The organism is Anaeromicropila herbilytica (genome assembly GCF_016591975.1).
Lineage (GTDB): Bacteria > Bacillota > Clostridia > Lachnospirales > Lachnospiraceae > Anaeromicropila > Anaeromicropila herbilytica.
The window spans coordinates 1,476,513-1,495,599 of sequence record NZ_AP024169.1; the positions used below are offsets into that span (position 1 = coordinate 1,476,513).

Here is a 19,087-nt window from a genome sequence, read left to right on the forward strand (position 1 = left end):
ATGGGGGTAAAATAATATAAATGAAAAGGATACAGAAAATTGTATAGGTGTTATCGAAATATCTTGAAGGTAAAAGAGAAGTAGAATTAGTTGTAGGAAATTCTATTTTAGTTTGAATGCATGTAATAAAAAACAAGATAAGATTAATTAAATATTTCATTATGAATGAGCTAAATTCCTATATACGTTGCATAGATTAGTATTAGGATTAGATTTGGTACTCTGACATAAGTTATTGACCGCCTAATCCAATAGGGAGGGAAAATAAATGGAACTCATAGCGAACAACATTATAATAAGTGTAATATGCATCACAACATTTGCTATCATCTATGCAACAATTATTTTTATGACTATCCTGAAACATGACCATTTTATATGCTCAAATTGTCACTATGAATTTAAACCCAAATATGTAACTTTAGTACTTTCGCAAAATGCGAGATATGGTAAAGTATTAAAATGCCCAAAATGTAATACGTTATGCTTTATGGAAGAACTGAAGGATAAGTAGTGAAAGTGTGAAAGAAAAACGCTTTCACTCTCAACGTTTGTGATTTCACCTTTGCAAGCAAGTGAAATCACTTCACTAAATTATGATAGAAAGTAATTAAAGTTCCTATAGTAATTTTAGGATTAGTAGTAGATTTTTTTGACTCAAGATGACAGAAATAAATGCAGATTGGAGAAATTGAAATGGAATATAATAAAGAATTTTGGAGTGCAATTGACACACTGGTAAATCAATCAGAAATTGTAATAGATCGTCCAAAAGGATCAAGACATCCGAAGTATCCAGATTTTATATATGAAGTTGATTATGGGTACCTAAAGAATACTTCGTCCATGGATGGGGGAGGTATTGATGTATGGAAAGGAACAGATCAGAATGTATTGATAGATGCTATTATCTGTACAGTTGATTTAATAAAAAGAGACTCGGAAATAAAAATATTAATAGGTTGTACAGAAGAAGAAAAACAGAAAATCTTTGAAACCCATAATGATTCAAGTAATATGAAAGGAATCTTAATAAAAAGAGAGTCCTAATAGATTAATCTAAAAGAATATGTTAATATGGATAATGATTATCTCATATTGACTCATATACCATATAAGATAAAGAGGCGGAATTTTAATATTATATATGATGTAATAAATATCATAAAATACGATACCGATACAGTAATTACTAAAATATCATGTAGTATATGATATAGAATAAATAAGAAAAAGATTAGAGTGGAGAATAGCAAAAGATATGGATGCAAATATCATAGACACAAAAGAAAAAATGCTAATAGATGAATTAAAAGTTGACTGTACAAAGTGTTTTGGACTATGTTGCATTGCCCTTTATTTCTCAGCAACCGATGGATTTCCTAAGGATAAAGAGGCTGGAGTGCCATGTATTCATTTAGAAGATGGATTTACATGCGCAGTTCATAAGAATCTTAGAGAAAAAGGACTTAAGGGTTGTACTGGATACGATTGTTTTGGGGCTGGCCAAAAAGTTGCTGAAGTAACTTTTTGTGGACGAAGTTGGAGAGAAGATCCGAAGATAGCAAAGCCGATGTTTGAAGCATTCTTGATAATGAGACAACTTCATGAAATGTTATGGTATCTTACTGAAATTGATGCAATAGAAAGAAGTAAGGAAAAAAGAGAAGAGATACAAGTACTCATAGGGGAAACAAAGGAGTTTACTTTACTACCTCTAGATGCACTATTAAAGCTTGACATAGAAAACCATAGATTGAAAGTAAATCAATTATTAAAATATACAAGTGGGCAACTGCAAGCAGAAGTAATGTCTCGAAAGATATCTAATAAGAATAGTATGAAAAATAGTAAGAATACAGGAAAAAGTAAATATAGAAATCCATTCGATTATATTGGAGCAGATTTAAGAAAAGAGGATCTAAGAGGAGCAAATCTGATGGGAGCTTGTCTTATTGCTACGAATCTAAGTGGAAGTGATTTAAGCTATTCGAATCTTATTGGAGCAGACTTAAGAGATGCGAATCTAAGCGGTGCCAATCTGGAAAAAAGTATTTTCCTTACGCAAGCTCAAATCAATACTGCAAAAGGAGATTCTAAGACAAAATTGCCTAAGAGAATTGTTCGGCCATCTCATTGGACAAAGTAGTTAGGGGTTCTATTATTATAAGATTACAGGAGAAGATAAATGCATATTGAAAACTTTAAACATGATGATAACTGGCAGGATGTGAAAGATGCAACAATGAATACAGTTGGTAAGTCTACAGGAAAATATCCCGATTCAGATTGGAAATTAAGATTAATGAAAGCAGAACACTCACCAATCAGAAAAATTAAATTCTCATGGAGATGGATTGACCTTCCTTACTGGGTGTCAGTACATATCGTAAGACATAAAATTGGAATTGAACACTTTGTAAAAACTCAGCGTTCTGATAGAACGGGATTAGACAGAAATAATTTGCCACAAGGTGCATTCGTATCTCATGAATGCGAAGCAGATGCACAAGCACTAATTAATATTAGTAGAAAAAGATTGTGTTCCTGCGCAAGCCCAGAAACTAGAACCGCATGGCAATTAGTAAAGAATGAAGTGGAAAAGGTGGAACCAGAACTAGCACATTGTATGGTGAAGGAATGTGTATATCGAGGCTTTTGCCCTGAAATGTTTGGATGTGGGTATGATCAAACAGAACAATTTAATAAAGAGTTAGCTGAATATAGAGGGTAATATTGAAATAGGTGCTGATATGATGGCACCTTTTTTATATCATGAATAAAAATGATTGAATTTTCTGATAAATAATGGTTAAATATGGTTACGTAATATAGAAAACATTAAACATGTTTAATTTTAATAAATTATTTGAAAGGTGGATAACAATGGAGATTAATTCATGCACCATACCTTCATTTTCAGTAATAGGAAAAGAAGGTTCAACAAATGATGGCCCTAATTTTGTACAAGCATTATGGGAGGATGCGAATTCTCACTTTCATGAAGTAGTAGATCTTGCCCTTAAAGACGAGAAAGGTAATATCCTAGGAATCTGGGGGTTAATGAGTGACATATCAAGAAGCTTTAAACCATGGCAAGAGAATTTCACAAAAGGTCTTTATTTAGCAGGAGTACAGGTTGATCATGACACAACTGCCCCAGAAGGATGGGTAAAATGGACAACTCCTTCTTATGAATATCTATATGTGAAAGTTGAAGGAGATTACAAGGAAAGTTTTGATACAGTATTAGCTTATATGGATAACAATGAGTATAAGTTAGCAGGAGCAGTATTTGATTATAATTGTCCTGAGGAAAATGGTCAGTTGTATCTGTTTTTCCCAGTAAAAGTATTATAAAAAAATTTACGAGTTGAGGCAGACATGAATTATTATCAGGAAGAGATTAAAACAGATTCTATCATACCAGCTAAAATCTATATTGGTGATTCAAAAGGTGGTAACTGTCATTATCCAATGCACTGGCATAATAATCTAGAATTCAATCTTGTGCTAGAAGGTTCGATTCAAGGGAAAATAAATGGTAAGCACATTCTTACGTCAAAAGGCGATATATTCTTTGTAAATAGTGGCGATCTACATGAGACGGATGCAGATGATAAGAATATCATGAAGGCTATTACAATACTATTATCCTATGACCTATTAAAAGAATATTGTAAAGAGGTTGATTCCTATTATTTTGATTTATCGGAAGATAATCAAGCGAAGCAAAATGTTATAAAATTAATCTTAGAATGCGCTACCCTTTATCAAGATAAACCAGGATTTTATGAACTAGAGTTGTCGATTGCTTTGAGAAAAATATGCAGTATTTTATTAAAAGAATGTAGTAGAAAAAGGCAAGATGTAAACTACAATCGGTATGATAAAAAGAGTATTCATAATCTAAAAAAAGCTATTACATATATGGAGAACCATTATACAGAGGAGATTACTCTTCAAAGTGTTGCAGAAGAAGTTGGTATGGCTCCTACCTATTTTTCTAGATTTATGAGGAAAACTACAGATGAAACATTTTATAGTTATTTAACCAAAATTAGACTCTATCACGCATATATTGAACTGCTTAATAGTGAAGCTTCAATTACGGAGATTGCTATGAATAATGGATTTATGAATGTTAAGTCCTTCATTGAGTACTTCAAAAAGGTATATCAGGAGACTCCAGCAAGATATCGGAATAAGTACAAAAATGGAGAAACGATTTAAGTAGGTATAATATAATTTTAACTATAAAAGCCTTTTTATACTCTAATCATCTTAGATAATTATCAGGCTATAATAATTTTGTAGATACCCATACATATATATTGACAAAAAGATAAGAATTGACAATAAAAAGTAAAGAATAGACAATACTTTCTGCAATCTATGTTGTAATATGACAATATCAAGATGGAAGGAAGTATGACATATGCATAAAAATCTAGAGTTAGCATTTGAAAGATTAGTGGAACGATTAAAAGAGGATGAAAGATGCAAGGGTGGTTGGCACTATGGGTCTGTGAGTAGAGGTACTGAAGATATTTACTCAGACTATGACCCAGTTTTTCTTGTAGCAGATAAAGATTTTGAACAATTTGCAGCGGATGCGCCTGATATATTTAGAGAAGTAGTTGACGAACTTCTAATATTCTGGGGGGAAGATTTTAATGATGCACATTTTAAGAATTATTGTGGCCTCATTCGAATGGGGGATAATCTACATCAACTAGATTTCTTTATATTAAATGCGGATTATCCAGAAGGATGGATGTGCAAACACCATTTAAAAGGCTGTACGAAAGATAATATCATATTCGATAGAAGTGGAGAAGTAGCTGCATTGCTTGAGAAAGGGTATCGAACGGATAATTATATACCAGATGCTATTAGAGCAATGGATACTTATTGGTTTCATGCAGAGATGTTAATCAAATACTTCAAACGTAAGGATGTTTTTAAATTAATTAAAAATATTGATATATTATTTCATGCACATATTGATCTATTGTTAAGTCAATATGATACTCTAGATTGGGGTTCATGGGAGAGTAAGGTGAAATATTGCGTTCCAGAGGAGAAGAAAGATCATTTAAAGGAATACTTTACACAGGCGGAGTTAGATAGTCTAGAAGCAGCGGTAAAAAAATGTATGATATTATTTAGACAAGATGCAGAAGAACTTTGTAAAGAAAAAGGTATTGGCTATCCAGAAAGCATAAGTTCGCAAGTTATTTCGTACTTTAATAAAAGAATGGAATCGGTGGATTGAGTTATAAAAAATGTAAATAGTACAAATAAAATAAAGTGATACATTGATAAATATTAATAAGCTACCAATTAATCGTTGGTAGCTTAATTAATATTTATCAAAATAGTAAGAGAATGAATACATATTAAAACTATATATGATTAATTGTAAGGGGGAAGGTCTATTTTTACATATAGAGTATTCACAATATCCGAACAAGAATAAGTAGGTTACATTAAAGCAGAAAGGTATGGATATAAAAATGTTATATACTAGTAGATTACATTTAAGAAAGTTTAAAGTAAAAGATATAGATGAACTTTACAAATATAGAAATAATCAAGAATGTGCCAAGTATCAAGAATGGGAGGATACTTCGAGAGAATATCTTACTCAGTTTATTGAGGACAATAAACTAAAGCAGATTGAAGATGATGAAATTCAATTAGCTATTGCATTAAAAGATACGGATGAACTTGTTGGTGATGTATACATAGCAAAGAAAGGTAAAACAATTACTTTGGGATTTACGACGTCACCAACTTATCAAAGAAAAGGATATATGTATGAAATGTTACATGAACTTATTTCTTATTTGTGGAGAATATATTCTGATTATGAGATCTGTGGGCTGGTTCATCCTGAGAATGATGCAAGCATGAGATTGATGGAGAAACTCGGATTTCATAAGGAGGAGTTGATTGAAGAATGGAATAGTCAGGTTTATGTAAGGTATAATCAATAATTTATAGCTTATGTTTTGTGGTAAGATAACATAAATAATTTTAGTATCATTAAAACAGGCCTCTGAATATAATAAAGTATTCTTTATCGTCTAAACTATTATAATTGCGAAGAGGTGTTTTTATGGTCATTACCCCAGATATTCCTACACTTAAGCATACATTTAGAAACGGTATTAAATTTTTTGAGTTAATTGCTGAACCAGTTAATCAAGAAATACTTCCAGGAGTCTTTATAAAAGGCTGGGGATATAATGGCAGTATACCAGGGCCCACTATTCAAGGGTATCCAGGGGACTATATCAGTATAAGAGTAATCAATCACTTGCCTGAGGCTACAAGTGTTCATTGGCATGGACTTAATGTTCCTAATGTGATGGATGGTGTTCCAGAGGTAGAACCCTCACCTAGAATTGAACCAGGACATTATTTTGATTATCATTTTAGAATAACAAATCCACCAGGAACACATATGTATCATGCTCATGTTAATGTAGCAAAACAAGATATGTTAGGACTATTAGGTGGCTTTGTAATATTAGATCCGGAAGAAATGAATGTTAATAAAGATTATCTTTTACTAATGCAAGAATGGAGTCTTAAAGGTCTAGAAATGGGAAAAAAGGTTGAGCAAGGCCAATATAATCTCGATCCTTTTTCAATGGACTTTAATATGTTTACTATTAATGGTAAGAGCTTTCCGGCTACTACACCTATGCCTGTAGAATATGGTGATATTGTACGCTTAAGAATGGGAGCAATACAAATTGATCATCATCCAATGCATATTCATGGACATCAATTTTTGGTTGAAAAAGCAGATGGTAACCCAATAGCAGAAGATAATAGAATACTAAAAAATACAATACTAGTTGCTGCTGGAGAAACTTGGGATGTATTATTTGAAGCTAATAACCCAGGTATATGGCCACTACACTGCCATATATCGCATCATGTTTCTAACAACTTTACAGATGGGACAGGTGGAATGTTCACCACATTAGTTTATAGATGAGATCGTTAAGTAGCAATAGATTATGCTTGGAATTCTATTAATTTATGCAAAATGTGAAATGGAAAAGACAACTAGAAATTAAAATTAATAAATAACCATATTTATAAATATAAATGAGTAACAATAAATGGGCAATGCTATACTTATTGTTACTTTTTTTATATTAAATTATATAAAAAAGCTAAGCGATAAAAAATTTAAGTCAATCAATGAACTGTTTATAATATTCCTACCAATATAGAACATCAACTTTACATCTCACTTCTTACCTCTAGTCATATCCTCTCCACCCCTCTAAATCCAAACAAAATCCTAAAATCTTAAAAAATTACAAACCTCTATTACTTCATCCAAAATCATATCAAAAAATTAAAAATAAATATTAACATAATCCTAAAGAAATTGGTAATGCTATGTTACTATAAGGTTACAGAAAGTAACCAAATAACTTTTCTGATTGAGGAGGAATTTTTGAATGAAAAGAAAAATTTTAGCTCTAATTTTAGCAGTAGTAATGGTTGTGGGGATGACCGCCTGCAGTAGTAACAAAACAAATACCAAAGATTCAGGTAAAACAGGTACAACAGATACCAAAGAAACAAGCAACAAGAAAATAACAATCTGGGCCTGGGACGAATCTTTCAACATCGTTGCAGCAAATGAAGCAAAAGCACTTTATCAAAAAGATCATCCAGATGTACAGGTTGATGTTGTAACAATGGCACAAGATGATATCGTAGCAAAATTAAATACTAGTTTATCTTCTGGTTCAACAGAAGGCCTTCCAGATATCGTACTTGTTGAAGATTACAAGATTCAAGGTTATTTAACTGCTTATCCAGATCAATTTTATGATTTATCATCTATCGCAAAACCAAGCGATTTTGCATCTTACAAAACTGGTGTGAGTGTTGTTGATGGTAAATTATACGGAATCCCATTCGATAGTGGTGTAGCTGCTACCTTCTATAGAAAAGATTTAATTGAAAAAGCAGGTTACACAACAAAAGATATGGAAAACTTAACTTGGGAAAAATATATTGAAATTGGTAAAGCTGTAAAAGCGAAAACTGGTGTTGATATGTGTACACTTGATCCAAGTGACGTAGGACAAATCAGAATGATGTTACAAAGTGCTGGTTCATGGTATACAGATGCAAATGGTAAAGTTGACATTGCAAATAACCAAGCATTAAAAGATGCAATCAAAGTGTACAAACAACTTGTAGATGCAGGAATTACAAAACAAGTTTCAGATTGGGATCAATTCGTTGGTGCATTTAATAATGGAGATGTTGCTTCTGTAGTAACAGGATGTTGGATTGCTCCATCTATTAAAAAAGCAGCAGATCAAAGTGGAAAATGGGCAGTAGCTGCTTTCCCTAAAATGGCTGCAAATGATAAATCAGTGAATGCATCTTCCATCGGAGGAGCTGGTTGGTATGTATTAAAGAATGTTGGTAATGCAGAAACAGCAGCTGATTTCTTAAAGAATACATTCGCATCAAATGCTGATTTAATGAATACGTTAGCAGACAAGATTACATTAGTAAGTACTCTTAACGCAGCAGCTAATCAACCAAACTATACAAAAGCAAGTGATTTCTTTAGTGGTCAAAAAATCTTTGGTGATTTAGCAAAATGGACTGGTGAAGTACCATCAGTTAACTATGGTCTTAACACTTATGCTATTGAAGATATTATGACAGAAGCAGTACAAGCAATCGTTACAAATGGTGCAAATATTGATTCTACTCTAAAAGATTTCCAAGTTCAAATCGAAGCAGCAGTACAGCAATAACAATAAACAATAGCCATTTGCTAAACATAAAAAGTGAATAGTAAATGGCTATTCCTATCATTAGGAGGTTAGATATGGGATCAAATAATAAAGTTAGAAAAATGAATCCAAAATTAAATAGAAAAGCATGGGGGTTCGTACTTCCTAGTATAGTGTTAATTATTGCATTTGTGTTTTATCCAATGATTCAAGCATTTATTACATCACTTCAAACGGGAATGGGCAATAATCTGACATTCAATGGAGTAGCAAATTATAAGAGATTGCTAACCGATTCAACATTCCAAAAGGCACTATTTAATACATTTATCTATTTAATCATCCAAGTGCCAATCATGATCTTATTAGCACTTGTAATATCCACAATGTTAAATGATAAGAAACTTAAATTCCGTGGATTCTTTCGTACCGCAATCTTTATGCCATGTATTACATCATTAGTAGCATACTCAATTATCTTTAAAAGCTTATTTGCAAATGATGGTTTAGTAAATGTATTATTAATGAAACTTCATATAATATCAGATCCAGTACTATGGCTTACTCATCCAATCTGGGCGAAAGCACTTATTATTATAGCCATTACATGGAGATGGACAGGATATAACATGGTATTTTATTTAGCAGGATTACAAGGAATTGATGACTCTGTATATGAAGCAGCTGATATTGATGGAGCTAATGCCTATCAGAAATTCAAAAGTATTACACTTCCTTTATTAAAACCAATTATTCTATTTACTACTATCAACTCAACAATTGGTACATTACAATTATTTGATGAAACAGTAAATATTACAAATGGTGGTCCAGCAAATGCAACAGTGACTATTTCACAATATATTTATAACTTATTATTCAAATACACACCAAACTTTGGTTATGCAGCAGCAGTATCTTATGTAATTGTAGTATTAATTGTGATACTATCCTTTATCCAATTAAAAGTAGGAGGAGATAAAAATGAGTAAGAAAAGAAAGATCATGAACGCAATTAAATACATAGTGTTAGGATTGCTGTCCTTTTTATCTATTTTCCCATTTTTCTGGATGATTGTAGCAGCAACGAATCGCTCTGTAGATGTAACAAGGGGAACTTTAATTCCTGGTAATTATTTTATGAACAATGTTAAGACACTTTTAGCATCTGACCTTAACTATCTTTTAGCATTTAGAAATTCAATTATTATCGCAGTTGTAACAACAGCAGTAGCAATGATTGTATCATCTGCGGCAGGTTACGCATTTGAAGTATACAAAACAAGCACAAGAGAAAAAGTATTTAACTTTATTCTACTATCAATGATGGTTCCTTTCGCAGCACTTATGGTTCCATTATTCCGATTATTTAGTAAATTCAACAGCATGGGAGCATTGAAAATCATTGGATTAAATTCCCCTGGAGCTGTAATTATTATTTCAGTAGCAACAGCATTTTTAATCTTTTTCTTTAGACAAAACACGAAAACATTTCCAAAAGAGTTAATTGAAGCATCACGTATCGATGGCCTTGGGGAATTCAATATATTTTTAAAAGTTTATATGCCAACTATGAAATCAACTTATGCAGCAGCTTTAGTAGTAACTTTTATGTCAAGTTGGAATAGTTACTTATGGCCATTAATTGCATTACAATCACCAGAGAAGAGAACATTACCACTTGTTCTATCTGCCTTCGGATCATCCTATACTCCAGATTACGGTATGATGATGACAGCTGTTGTAATTGCAACTCTACCTACAGCAATTATCTTCTTCTTAATGCAAAAGCAATTCGTTGCTGGTATGACAGGTTCTGTTAAAGGTTAATAATTTATATTCTATTGATTTGAAAATAGTTTAGAAAAAATCTGAAATAGAAGACGGAATATATTAACATTTAAGGAAAAATTCATTTGTAGGTGTAGATAATGATATGAAAAAATAGTAAAATAGAATAATAGAAATGATGTTAGGATCAAAAGCCTTATTTCATTTTCCTGATGGTATAACGCTGTATCTGTTACGAACCTAACATCAAAGTAAAATAATAATAAAAGCAAAATAACTTACAAAAAGAATTTAGATTGATCAGATAAAACTAAGAGGAGAATACTATGAAAGAAATGACACCAACACTTGAGTGGTTAAGTAATCCAGAAGTTTTTCGTGTAAACCGAGAAGACGCACATTCAGACCATTGTTTTTATGAAAATATGAACGACTTAATTTACGAAGATCATATGCCTTTAAAACAAAGTTTAAATGGAAAATGGAGATTTTCTTATGCAAAAAATAGTGATCTAAGAATCGCAGATTTTTATAAAATGGATTATGATTGTAGTGAGTTTGACTATATTGAAGTACCAGGTCATATACAGTTACAAGGATATGATAGAAATCAATATATTAATACCATGTATCCTTGGGATGGCCATGACGAATTAAGACCACCACATATATCTAAAAGCTACAATCCAGTAGCAAGCTATGTAACTTTCTTTACATTGAAAAAAGAACTACAAAATAAACCTGTAGTTCTTTCCTTTCAAGGGGTTGAAACTGCCTTTTATGTATGGGTAAATGGTGAATTTGTGGGTTATAGTGAAGACACTTTTACACCGTCTGAATTCGAGATTACAAAGTATTTAGTCGATGGGGAAAATAAATTAGCGGTTGAGGTATACAAAAGAAGTAGTGCAAGCTGGATTGAAGATCAAGATTTTTGGAGATTTTCTGGGATTTTTCGTGAAGTATATCTATATGCTAAGCCATCTACGCATATCGAAGATTTATTTATTAAAACAGATCTAGACGGTACTTACAAAAAAGCAGTTCTTAAGACTACTTTAAAAATGTCAGGTAATATGAACACATATGTAACAGCTACCTTAGTTGGAAATGATTATGAACTTAATCTTGGTAATTACGAAAGTAAAGAAGAACTTGAAATAGATAATCACATTGAGGATATACGTTTATGGAGCGCAGAAGATCCATATTTATATACATTGCTTCTAAAAGTATATAACAAAGAAAATAATCTAGTGGAAATCGTTCCATATAAAGTAGGATTCCGTAAGTTTGAACTTCGAGATAAGATTATGTACTTAAATGGAAAACGAATTCTATTTAAAGGTGTTAATCGACATGAATTCAGTTGTACCAAGGGACGTGCCATTACAAAAGAAGAGATGTTATGGGACATTCAGTTCTTAAAACAGCACAATATAAACTCGGTACGTACTTCACATTATCCAAATCAAAGTCTATGGTATCGTTTGTGCGATGAGTATGGAATCTATTTAATAGATGAAACGAACTTAGAAAGTCATGGTTCATGGCAGAAGATGGGAGAGTGTGAACCATCTTGGAATATTCCAGGTAATTTACCTGAATGGAAAGCTGTAGTCCTAGACCGTGCAGAATCCATGCTTGAGCGCGATAAGAATCACCCATCAATCTTAATATGGTCTTGTGGAAATGAATCGTATGCAGGAGAAAATATCTTGGCAATGACAGAATATTTTCATAAGAAAGATGATTCAAGATTGGTTCATTATGAAGGGGTATTCTGGAACCGTGAATATGATGACATCAGCGATATGGAAAGTAGAATGTATGCAAAACCTGCAGATATTGAAGAATATCTAACTAATGAACCGAAAAAACCATTTATCAGTTGCGAATATATGCATGCGATGGGAAATTCCTTAGGAGGAATGCATTTATATGCAGAATTAGAAGATAAATATGAGATGTATCAAGGCGGATTCATCTGGGATTATATTGATCAAGCGGTTCTAACCATCAATAAAAATGGTAAGAAAGTCTTCGCATATGGTGGTGATTTTGATGATAGAGCAACGGATTATTGTTTCTGTACGGATGGAATTATCTACTCTGATCGTACGATTTCTCCAAAAGTACAAGAAGTAAAATATCTATATCAGAATGTGAAGATTAAGCCAGATACCACAGGAGTAACGATAAAGAATCAGAATTTATTTATCTCAACGAAAGATTATGAATTTGTATATCAAGTAAAGAAGAATGGTGTACTAATCTATGAGATTAGTTTCTATGCGAATGTAAAAGCAGGAGAAGAAAAGCACATTCTGATTGAATTACCTAATTGTATGGACAACGGAGAATATGCATACAATGTTTCAATGAAATTGAGAAAAGATACGTTATGGGCAAAGAAAGGTCATGAAGTTGCATTTGGTCAAATGATTCATAAGAAAGAAGAGGATGTAAAAGAGGATTCTTCTGGAAATAAAGAATTTAGAGTAGTTCATGGAGATATTAATATTGGAATCTATGGTAATGACTTTAGTGCAATGTTCTCCAAGCAAGAGGGTGGAATTATATCGCTTTGTTATAATGGAAAAGAGCATATTACAAGGGTTCCAAAGACTACATTTTGGAGAGCAACTACGGACAATGATAGGGGAAATAAGCATGACCTTCGATTAGGCTTATGGCAGATTGCGGGAATGCATCAAAACGCTATTGACTTTAAGATGGAAGAAACAAGCGATTCGGTAACATTAACCTATCGATATCTTGTATTAGCAATGCCTAAAGTGGAACAAACAGTAATATATACTGTAAGAATAGATGGTTCCGTTCAAGTTCAATTAGAATTCGATGGGGCAGAGAATCTACCTGAGTTACCTACCTTTGGTCTAAATCTAAAGTTAAAAGAAGAGTATAATCAATTCCGTTATTATGGATATGGACCAGAAGAAAATTATATCGACCGTAATCAAGGGGCTAGACTAGGAATATTCGAAAGTAATGCTAAAGATAATATGTCGAAGTACCTAATTCCACAAGAGTGTGGAAACCGTACGAATGTACGTTGGTTAGAGGTAACCAATGAGAAGAAGGAAGGTTTAAGATTTACTTATGACGTTGCACCTTTTGAATTCAGTGTACTTCCATATAGTGCTAATGAATTAGAGAATGCAATGCATATGGAGGAACTTCCAGAGAGTCAATATACATGGGTTAGAATTCTAGCAAAACAAATGGGTGTAGGTGGAGACGATAGTTGGGGTGCTATGGTTCACGAAGAGTATAGAATACCATCCAATGAGAAAATAGGGATTTCTTTTTTCATTCAAAACGTGTAAAATATAACTATCAATTAAAATAGTTATAAGAATTTGCACAATGGGGTGAAGCAATGAATGACTACTGTAAGGTAATGGTAATTGACGATGAGTTTATTATGCGACAAGGCATGAGACATTTATTGGATTGGGAAAAAGAAGGGTTTCAGATCGTTGCGGAAGCAAGTAACGGTCAAGAAGGTATGGAGCTAATTGAAGAATATCATCCTCATATAATATTGGCTGATATAGTTATGCCAGTTATTGATGGGATGGAATTCTCAAGATTAGTTCATCAGAAATATCCAGATATTCAGATTGTTATCTTAAGTAGCTATGATAAGTTTGAATATGTAAAGTCAACTCTTTTAAATGGTGTAGCGGATTATATTTTAAAGCCTACCTTAAATCCTACGGAGCTACTTAAAGTACTCAAAAAAGTAGCTTCTAGGATTCCAGGAATGGTATTAAAGAGTAGCAATGAGATAAATTATGAGAAATTAATGGAAAGGTATCTAATTGGATTTGAGACAGAGTTAGATACAAGATTATTTGAGGACTATTTTAAAGACAGCTGTTTTCGATTGTTTGGTACAAATCTAAAACAGCTGTTTGCTAGTGATAAGGCATTTTTAAGGAAAACAGAGGAAAAATTAGAAGAATTTTTCATAGAATATGATAACGATTTTACTGTATTAAAACTTATGATTAATAAAGAATATTTACTATTTATTATTAATTACAAGTTAAGTAAAGACAGTGTATTAAAAGAATTACTCGATAAGCAGGCAAACGAAATTGCCAAAACACATGATAAGATACATTATGTATTAAGCAACTCATTTCATAAAATAACTGAGGTAAAAGAAAAATTTGAGAATGAATTTCAAATATTAGCGGAAAGCTTTTTTTATCATGAAGATAAAGCTATACTATTGTATGAGGATATCGACATACAAAATAAATTAGAGAGATTTGATTTTACAATGTATTCTTCTTATTTGAATACGGAACAATATAACGAAGCAATCGGCATTTTATTGGCATATATGGAAGATGCGATTGCGGTTCAATTTGATTCTTATAAATTAAAGAATTTAGCGAAGAATCTGATCTATAATATGATTATTACATTAGAGCAAACATATAATGATGTGGACAAACTAAGACAAGAGTATTTTTTCAAGATTGATGATACCTTTTATGTTTCTGAATTTATAGATGTATTTCATGAATTTATCGAAAAATTAAAAGAAATCATACAGGATAAACCAAGCTCACATAATGTGCGTATTCAAGAAATTATGAATTATATCTTAGAGCATTCTTCCGAGGATTTAGATTTAGCAGAAGTAGCAAAAGCATTTAACTTTAACTATTATTATTTATCCTCTTATTTTAACTCTCACATCAAGGAAGGATTTAGTGACTATTTGAATAAAATTAGGGTAGACAAGGCTTGCACGATGTTAAAACAGTCGAGACAATCCATTGCTGATATAAGTGAAGAGGTTGGATACACAGATCAAAGTTATTTTAGTAGAGTATTTAAAAAAATAACAGGATATACACCATCTGCATATCGTAGACGGTATCATTTATAGGCAGTTGGGAGGAAACAGGTGAAAGAAAGGTTTCATTTGAATAGTTTATATGTAAAAATACTATCCACTGTTGTAGTTGGAATACTATGTGTATCCATAGCAATCAGTGGAATTGTGATTAATATATCTAAGAATATCTTTATTGATACTTATGGTAAATCTCAAGAAAAGGTATTTATTCAGATTGAAAAGAACTTAAATGAATTTCATAGTGATTTGATTCAGATAACAAATGCGATACGTTCAAATTGGGCATTTCGTTTATACCTAAGTAATAATAATCTAAAAACTAAGACAGCTTCTAAAACTATCTATCAAATGAAAAAACGCTTAGAAAGTGCTATACCATCGAGTGTGCAGAATATAAGCGTTCTTGTTGTTGGTGTATCTGGTTCCTCTTATTTAAATCAAGATGAAGTATTAACGACCAAACCTAAGTATATTTTATTACATGAGATTACCAAAAGAGCTATTATGAGTAAAGGAGCAGTTAGATATGAGTATTTAGATCATGGTTTTACATCTTCTACGAAATATGATCGTGTTATTGTTGCTACAAAGGCACTGTTCTCAGTTAAAACTGGAGAATTATATGGAGTTGTATATATTACAATAAAAGAAAAAGATTTTGAAAAAATCTATGATTATTTTACAATGGAAACGAATGACATGATTCTTTTTGATAATCAAGAAAAAGTAATCTCTTCAAATCAAAAAGCGCTCGTGGGGCAGAAAAATCATATATTATATAACTATTCCTCAGATTTATCAAAAAATAATGAGATTAGAACAGTTATGAAATATAACAATAAAATGTGTACGATTCTGGCAAAAGATATGCCTTTCTTCAATGGAAAACTTAGTGCAATTATTGATAATAGTAAAGCATTAAAAGAGATGTACAATGTACCATTAATCTTTGCTATTTGTACAATGATTAGCTTTTTTGTACTAGTTATTATTTTTATAATAATTCAAAAATCAATGAAACCTTTATCGACTCTAACTAAGAAAATGTCAAAGGTTAGAAATGGTAGATTCGATCAACATACAGTTGTTGATGGTACAGAAGAGGTAAGACAGTTGGCTATGACATTTAATTATATGTTGGATGACTTAAATAATTATGTTAATCAATTAATGAAGGTTCAAAAAGAAAAACGTAAAGCAGAGATTCATGCATTACAGATGCAGATTAATCCACATTATATATTTAATACTTTAGCGAGTATCAAATGGCTTATATGGCAAGGAAATGCTGATAAATCAGTAAAAATACTTGATTCTTTTATTTCTTTATTGCGAAATACAATTAGTAACACGGATGAATTTATTACAGTAAGCCAAGAAGTTGAGAATCTAAAGAACTATTGTTACATTAACAATACAAGATATGGAGATAAGATATCGGTCGAATATTATATTCAACATGGATGCGAGAACTATCTATTACCAAAGTTAATATTACAACCTTTTATTGAAAATGCATTCTTTCATGCATTCCCGAATGAACAAAGAGGAATCATTCAAGTCTTCATACAAGAAGTAGGTGAAAATCTTCGTTTTGAAATAAAAGATAATGGCGTTGGTATGGATGAAGAGCAATTAATGCTTCAGAGAGAAAAGAGAAAAGTGAAAACAGAACATTTTACTGGAATCGGTATTAACAATGTTGATGATAGAATTAAATTAATTTATGGGACGGAATATGGAATTCATATCGTAAGTCAAATGCATCAAGGAACGACAGTAACTATAGAACTACCAAAAAAACAGCTATAAAAAGAGGAGGAGCCTAGTAGAGGGGGACACTACTAGGCTTTATTTATGAAAAAAATTATCTGATTTACAAAAATGTAAATTACAAAATAATGAAATTTGCTATATATTTTATTATTGTTTATTAATGTTTTGCTTCTTTAACTTAATTAAAGTATAAAGTACATATGTGAGTATAGTATGGATAAAATATGAATGAATTGTTAATTATTTTGCAATGTTCTTATATTTTTAAATGATTGATTAATAGAATGAAATTATCAGATTTAGATATAATTATAACTAATAAATTGGGGCTAATTGTCGAAAAAATTTTAACTATGAAATTTAGATAAATATAACAGTAATTGTTTCATTCTCAAAAACAAATAATATAATAGTAATATAAAGTGAAGATACATTGGCCTATTATTGATAGGTATGTCGGAATAAGCAATAGATGGGAGCAGTTACAAGAATAATTAAGTGAGATAAAATTGAAATGCATGATATCATAAGATATATTGACTAATTATGTTGGATATATTAGAATTTTATTATGATGTAAAGGCTGGTGGTTCCTATGGCAAGTGTTTTTAAGAAATTGATTAGTAAAGAATTAGGTGAGAGTTGTTATAATAAATATTTTTTTAGCTTTCAAAAAAGAATGGCTAGCAAAAATTATAATACTAAGGTTTTTGACAACGAAGAAATTTTTAATGATATATACAATCGTTTAAAGGATAAAGACATACTTGTGCTAACAAAGATGTTGGAGCGATTATCGGATACAATGTTTTTAGCTATGCGGATTACAAGAACATTCATATTCGCTCTTTTTTTCTATCTATTTGCCTGTGGATTTATCATTTATGAAGGTCTTTTACCAATTATTACAGTAGTAAGCTTACTTGTATTGAGTGGGTGTTTTATTTATAAGACATATGAATTTGTTGTGAATAAGTTTTGTTTTATTGATGCACATATTATCATCGTTTATAAAGCGGTTTTAGATATGCTAATTATTAAAGCAAGTAAGAGGATGTAGTTTAATTTTTTTATCCCTAGAACTAAGTTCTAGGGATTTTTTATATATTTATATAGCTTAAATAGTTATTAAAGAATACATTAAAGGAAGGAGTTTTCTATATAAGAAGCTCCTTCCTTTAATCATTATAAAACTGCTAATAATAGAGGATAAAATTGACAGTGTCTAGGACTAATAGTATACTTAAATAATGATAAAAAGGATGGTATAATAGCAGGAGGGTTCTATCATGTTAAAATATTCCATATTAGGTATAGCAATTTTAATTGCAATTAGTATCTTTTATAAAATAAAACAGAATCGAGAACATAAGTTACAAGAGGCAGCTTATGAAATATTAAAAGAAGAAGCTTTAAATAAAGCGTTACAAAATCAATGGGCGCAGAATGAAGACTTCACAAGAAATAATAGAGAGAACAAAAAAAGAATGATCCATTTAGCGGTAGTTGGATCAAAACCATTAATTAGTTATGTATTCAACCCAGAGAATACAATTAAGATAGGTAGAAATAAGGATAGCAATACCATTTGTCTTAAAGATACCGCGGTGTCAGCAAATCATTGCGATGTATATTTGGAAAATGGACTGGTATATATAAAAGACCTTGGGTCAGCAAATAAGACAATCATAAAAAGAGGAAATAAAATCATTACAGTAAATGATGGGGAAAGTGCAGTATTATTATCTAAGGATTTTGTAATAGTAGGGGCCACAAGTTTTAAGATAACATTATTTGATAGTGATATCATAACAATGTAGGT

17 protein-coding genes are annotated in these 19,087 nt (G+C 31.4%); all 17 read left to right on the forward strand.

From position 1 onward, the window contains the following. The first annotated feature begins 268 nt into the window (after nucleotides 1-268). The 17 genes from bsdtb5_RS06405 to bsdtb5_RS06485 all read left to right on the forward strand — a co-directional run bounded on the left by bsdtb5_RS06405 (nucleotide 269) and on the right by bsdtb5_RS06485 (nucleotide 19,085). The gene (locus bsdtb5_RS06405) at nucleotides 269-514 is read left to right on the forward strand and encodes a hypothetical protein (RefSeq protein ID WP_271715203.1); all 246 of its coding nucleotides are present in this window, start codon (nucleotides 269-271) and stop codon (nucleotides 512-514) included. Between the two features lie 182 nt (nucleotides 515-696). Further along, nucleotides 697-1,050 (forward strand): inorganic pyrophosphatase, encoded by a 354-nt coding sequence (locus bsdtb5_RS06410; protein WP_271715204.1) that lies wholly within the window; start codon nucleotides 697-699, stop codon nucleotides 1,048-1,050. A 211-nt stretch (nucleotides 1,051-1,261) separates the two neighbouring features. Beyond that, a complete protein-coding gene (locus tag bsdtb5_RS06415) occupies nucleotides 1,262-2,149 on the forward strand; it encodes a pentapeptide repeat-containing protein (RefSeq protein ID WP_271715205.1) in 888 nt (295 codons plus the stop codon). Nucleotides 2,150-2,188: 39 nt separating this feature from the next. After that, complete coding sequence (locus bsdtb5_RS06420) at nucleotides 2,189-2,734, forward strand: thymidylate synthase ThyX (RefSeq protein ID WP_271715206.1); 546 nt, start codon at nucleotides 2,189-2,191, stop codon at nucleotides 2,732-2,734. Nucleotides 2,735-2,886: 152 nt separating this feature from the next. After that, nucleotides 2,887-3,360: a GyrI-like domain-containing protein gene (locus bsdtb5_RS06425; protein ID WP_271715207.1), complete on the forward strand. Its 474-nt coding sequence runs from the start codon at nucleotides 2,887-2,889 to the stop codon at nucleotides 3,358-3,360. Nucleotides 3,361-3,384: 24 nt separating this feature from the next. After that, the gene (locus bsdtb5_RS06430; protein ID WP_271715208.1) at nucleotides 3,385-4,233 is read left to right on the forward strand and encodes an AraC family transcriptional regulator; all 849 of its coding nucleotides are present in this window, start codon (nucleotides 3,385-3,387) and stop codon (nucleotides 4,231-4,233) included. A gap of 205 nt (nucleotides 4,234-4,438) precedes the next feature. Next, nucleotides 4,439-5,278 carry an aminoglycoside 6-adenylyltransferase gene (locus tag bsdtb5_RS06435; protein ID WP_271715209.1) on the forward strand — a complete coding sequence of 280 codons (840 nt, stop codon included), beginning with the start codon at nucleotides 4,439-4,441 and terminating at the stop codon, nucleotides 5,276-5,278. 229 nt (nucleotides 5,279-5,507) lie between these two features. Beyond that, the gene (locus bsdtb5_RS06440) at nucleotides 5,508-6,002 is read left to right on the forward strand and encodes a GNAT family N-acetyltransferase (protein WP_271715210.1); all 495 of its coding nucleotides are present in this window, start codon (nucleotides 5,508-5,510) and stop codon (nucleotides 6,000-6,002) included. Nucleotides 6,003-6,124: 122 nt separating this feature from the next. Next, a complete protein-coding gene (locus bsdtb5_RS06445) occupies nucleotides 6,125-7,015 on the forward strand; it encodes a multicopper oxidase family protein (protein WP_271715211.1) in 891 nt (296 codons plus the stop codon). A 475-nt stretch (nucleotides 7,016-7,490) separates the two neighbouring features. Then, nucleotides 7,491-8,816 (forward strand): ABC transporter substrate-binding protein, encoded by a 1,326-nt coding sequence (locus tag bsdtb5_RS06450; RefSeq protein ID WP_271715212.1) that lies wholly within the window; start codon nucleotides 7,491-7,493, stop codon nucleotides 8,814-8,816. Nucleotides 8,817-8,890: 74 nt separating this feature from the next. Then, on the forward strand, nucleotides 8,891-9,787 hold the full coding sequence (locus bsdtb5_RS06455; RefSeq protein WP_271715213.1) for a carbohydrate ABC transporter permease: 897 nt from the start codon (nucleotides 8,891-8,893) through the stop codon (nucleotides 9,785-9,787). Further along, nucleotides 9,780-10,625 (forward strand): carbohydrate ABC transporter permease, encoded by an 846-nt coding sequence (locus bsdtb5_RS06460; RefSeq protein ID WP_271715214.1) that lies wholly within the window; start codon nucleotides 9,780-9,782, stop codon nucleotides 10,623-10,625. Before bsdtb5_RS06455 ends, bsdtb5_RS06460 begins: the two co-directional genes overlap by 8 nt. Before the next feature lie 287 nt (nucleotides 10,626-10,912). Then, nucleotides 10,913-13,936 carry a glycoside hydrolase family 2 TIM barrel-domain containing protein gene (locus bsdtb5_RS06465; protein WP_271715215.1) on the forward strand — a complete coding sequence of 1,008 codons (3,024 nt, stop codon included), beginning with the start codon at nucleotides 10,913-10,915 and terminating at the stop codon, nucleotides 13,934-13,936. Between the two features lie 53 nt (nucleotides 13,937-13,989). Further along, the gene (locus bsdtb5_RS06470) at nucleotides 13,990-15,519 is read left to right on the forward strand and encodes a response regulator transcription factor (RefSeq protein ID WP_271715216.1); all 1,530 of its coding nucleotides are present in this window, start codon (nucleotides 13,990-13,992) and stop codon (nucleotides 15,517-15,519) included. An 18-nt stretch (nucleotides 15,520-15,537) separates the two neighbouring features. Then, nucleotides 15,538-17,301, forward strand: a complete 1,764-nt coding sequence (locus bsdtb5_RS06475; RefSeq protein ID WP_271715217.1) for a sensor histidine kinase — start codon at nucleotides 15,538-15,540, stop codon at nucleotides 17,299-17,301. Nucleotides 17,302-17,860: 559 nt separating this feature from the next. Continuing rightward, nucleotides 17,861-18,325 carry a hypothetical protein gene (locus bsdtb5_RS06480; RefSeq protein WP_271715218.1) on the forward strand — a complete coding sequence of 155 codons (465 nt, stop codon included), beginning with the start codon at nucleotides 17,861-17,863 and terminating at the stop codon, nucleotides 18,323-18,325. A 229-nt stretch (nucleotides 18,326-18,554) separates the two neighbouring features. Next, nucleotides 18,555-19,085 carry an FHA domain-containing protein gene (locus bsdtb5_RS06485; protein WP_271715219.1) on the forward strand — a complete coding sequence of 177 codons (531 nt, stop codon included), beginning with the start codon at nucleotides 18,555-18,557 and terminating at the stop codon, nucleotides 19,083-19,085. The last annotated feature ends 2 nt before the right edge of the window (nucleotides 19,086-19,087 follow it).

Excerpts from the sequence above, each read along its gene's own strand:
- bsdtb5_RS06405 (WP_271715203.1), top strand. The coding sequence starts at position 269 with ATGGAACTCATAGCGAACAACATTATAATAAGTGTAATATGCATCACA.
- bsdtb5_RS06410 (WP_271715204.1), top strand. The coding sequence starts at position 697 with ATGGAATATAATAAAGAATTTTGGAGTGCAATTGACACACTGGTAAAT.
- bsdtb5_RS06415 (WP_271715205.1), top strand. The coding sequence starts at position 1,262 with ATGGATGCAAATATCATAGACACAAAAGAAAAAATGCTAATAGATGAA.
- bsdtb5_RS06420 (WP_271715206.1), top strand. The coding sequence starts at position 2,189 with ATGCATATTGAAAACTTTAAACATGATGATAACTGGCAGGATGTGAAA.
- bsdtb5_RS06425 (WP_271715207.1), top strand. The coding sequence starts at position 2,887 with ATGGAGATTAATTCATGCACCATACCTTCATTTTCAGTAATAGGAAAA.
- bsdtb5_RS06430 (WP_271715208.1), top strand. The coding sequence starts at position 3,385 with ATGAATTATTATCAGGAAGAGATTAAAACAGATTCTATCATACCAGCT.
- bsdtb5_RS06435 (WP_271715209.1), top strand. The coding sequence starts at position 4,439 with ATGCATAAAAATCTAGAGTTAGCATTTGAAAGATTAGTGGAACGATTA.
- bsdtb5_RS06440 (WP_271715210.1), top strand. The coding sequence starts at position 5,508 with ATGGATATAAAAATGTTATATACTAGTAGATTACATTTAAGAAAGTTT.
- bsdtb5_RS06445 (WP_271715211.1), top strand. The coding sequence starts at position 6,125 with ATGGTCATTACCCCAGATATTCCTACACTTAAGCATACATTTAGAAAC.
- bsdtb5_RS06450 (WP_271715212.1), top strand. The coding sequence starts at position 7,491 with ATGAAAAGAAAAATTTTAGCTCTAATTTTAGCAGTAGTAATGGTTGTG.
- bsdtb5_RS06455 (WP_271715213.1), top strand. The coding sequence starts at position 8,891 with ATGGGATCAAATAATAAAGTTAGAAAAATGAATCCAAAATTAAATAGA.
- bsdtb5_RS06460 (WP_271715214.1), top strand. The coding sequence starts at position 9,780 with ATGAGTAAGAAAAGAAAGATCATGAACGCAATTAAATACATAGTGTTA.
- bsdtb5_RS06465 (WP_271715215.1), top strand. The coding sequence starts at position 10,913 with ATGAAAGAAATGACACCAACACTTGAGTGGTTAAGTAATCCAGAAGTT.
- bsdtb5_RS06470 (WP_271715216.1), top strand. The coding sequence starts at position 13,990 with ATGAATGACTACTGTAAGGTAATGGTAATTGACGATGAGTTTATTATG.
- bsdtb5_RS06480 (WP_271715218.1), top strand. The coding sequence starts at position 17,861 with ATGGCAAGTGTTTTTAAGAAATTGATTAGTAAAGAATTAGGTGAGAGT.
- bsdtb5_RS06485 (WP_271715219.1), top strand. The coding sequence starts at position 18,555 with ATGTTAAAATATTCCATATTAGGTATAGCAATTTTAATTGCAATTAGT.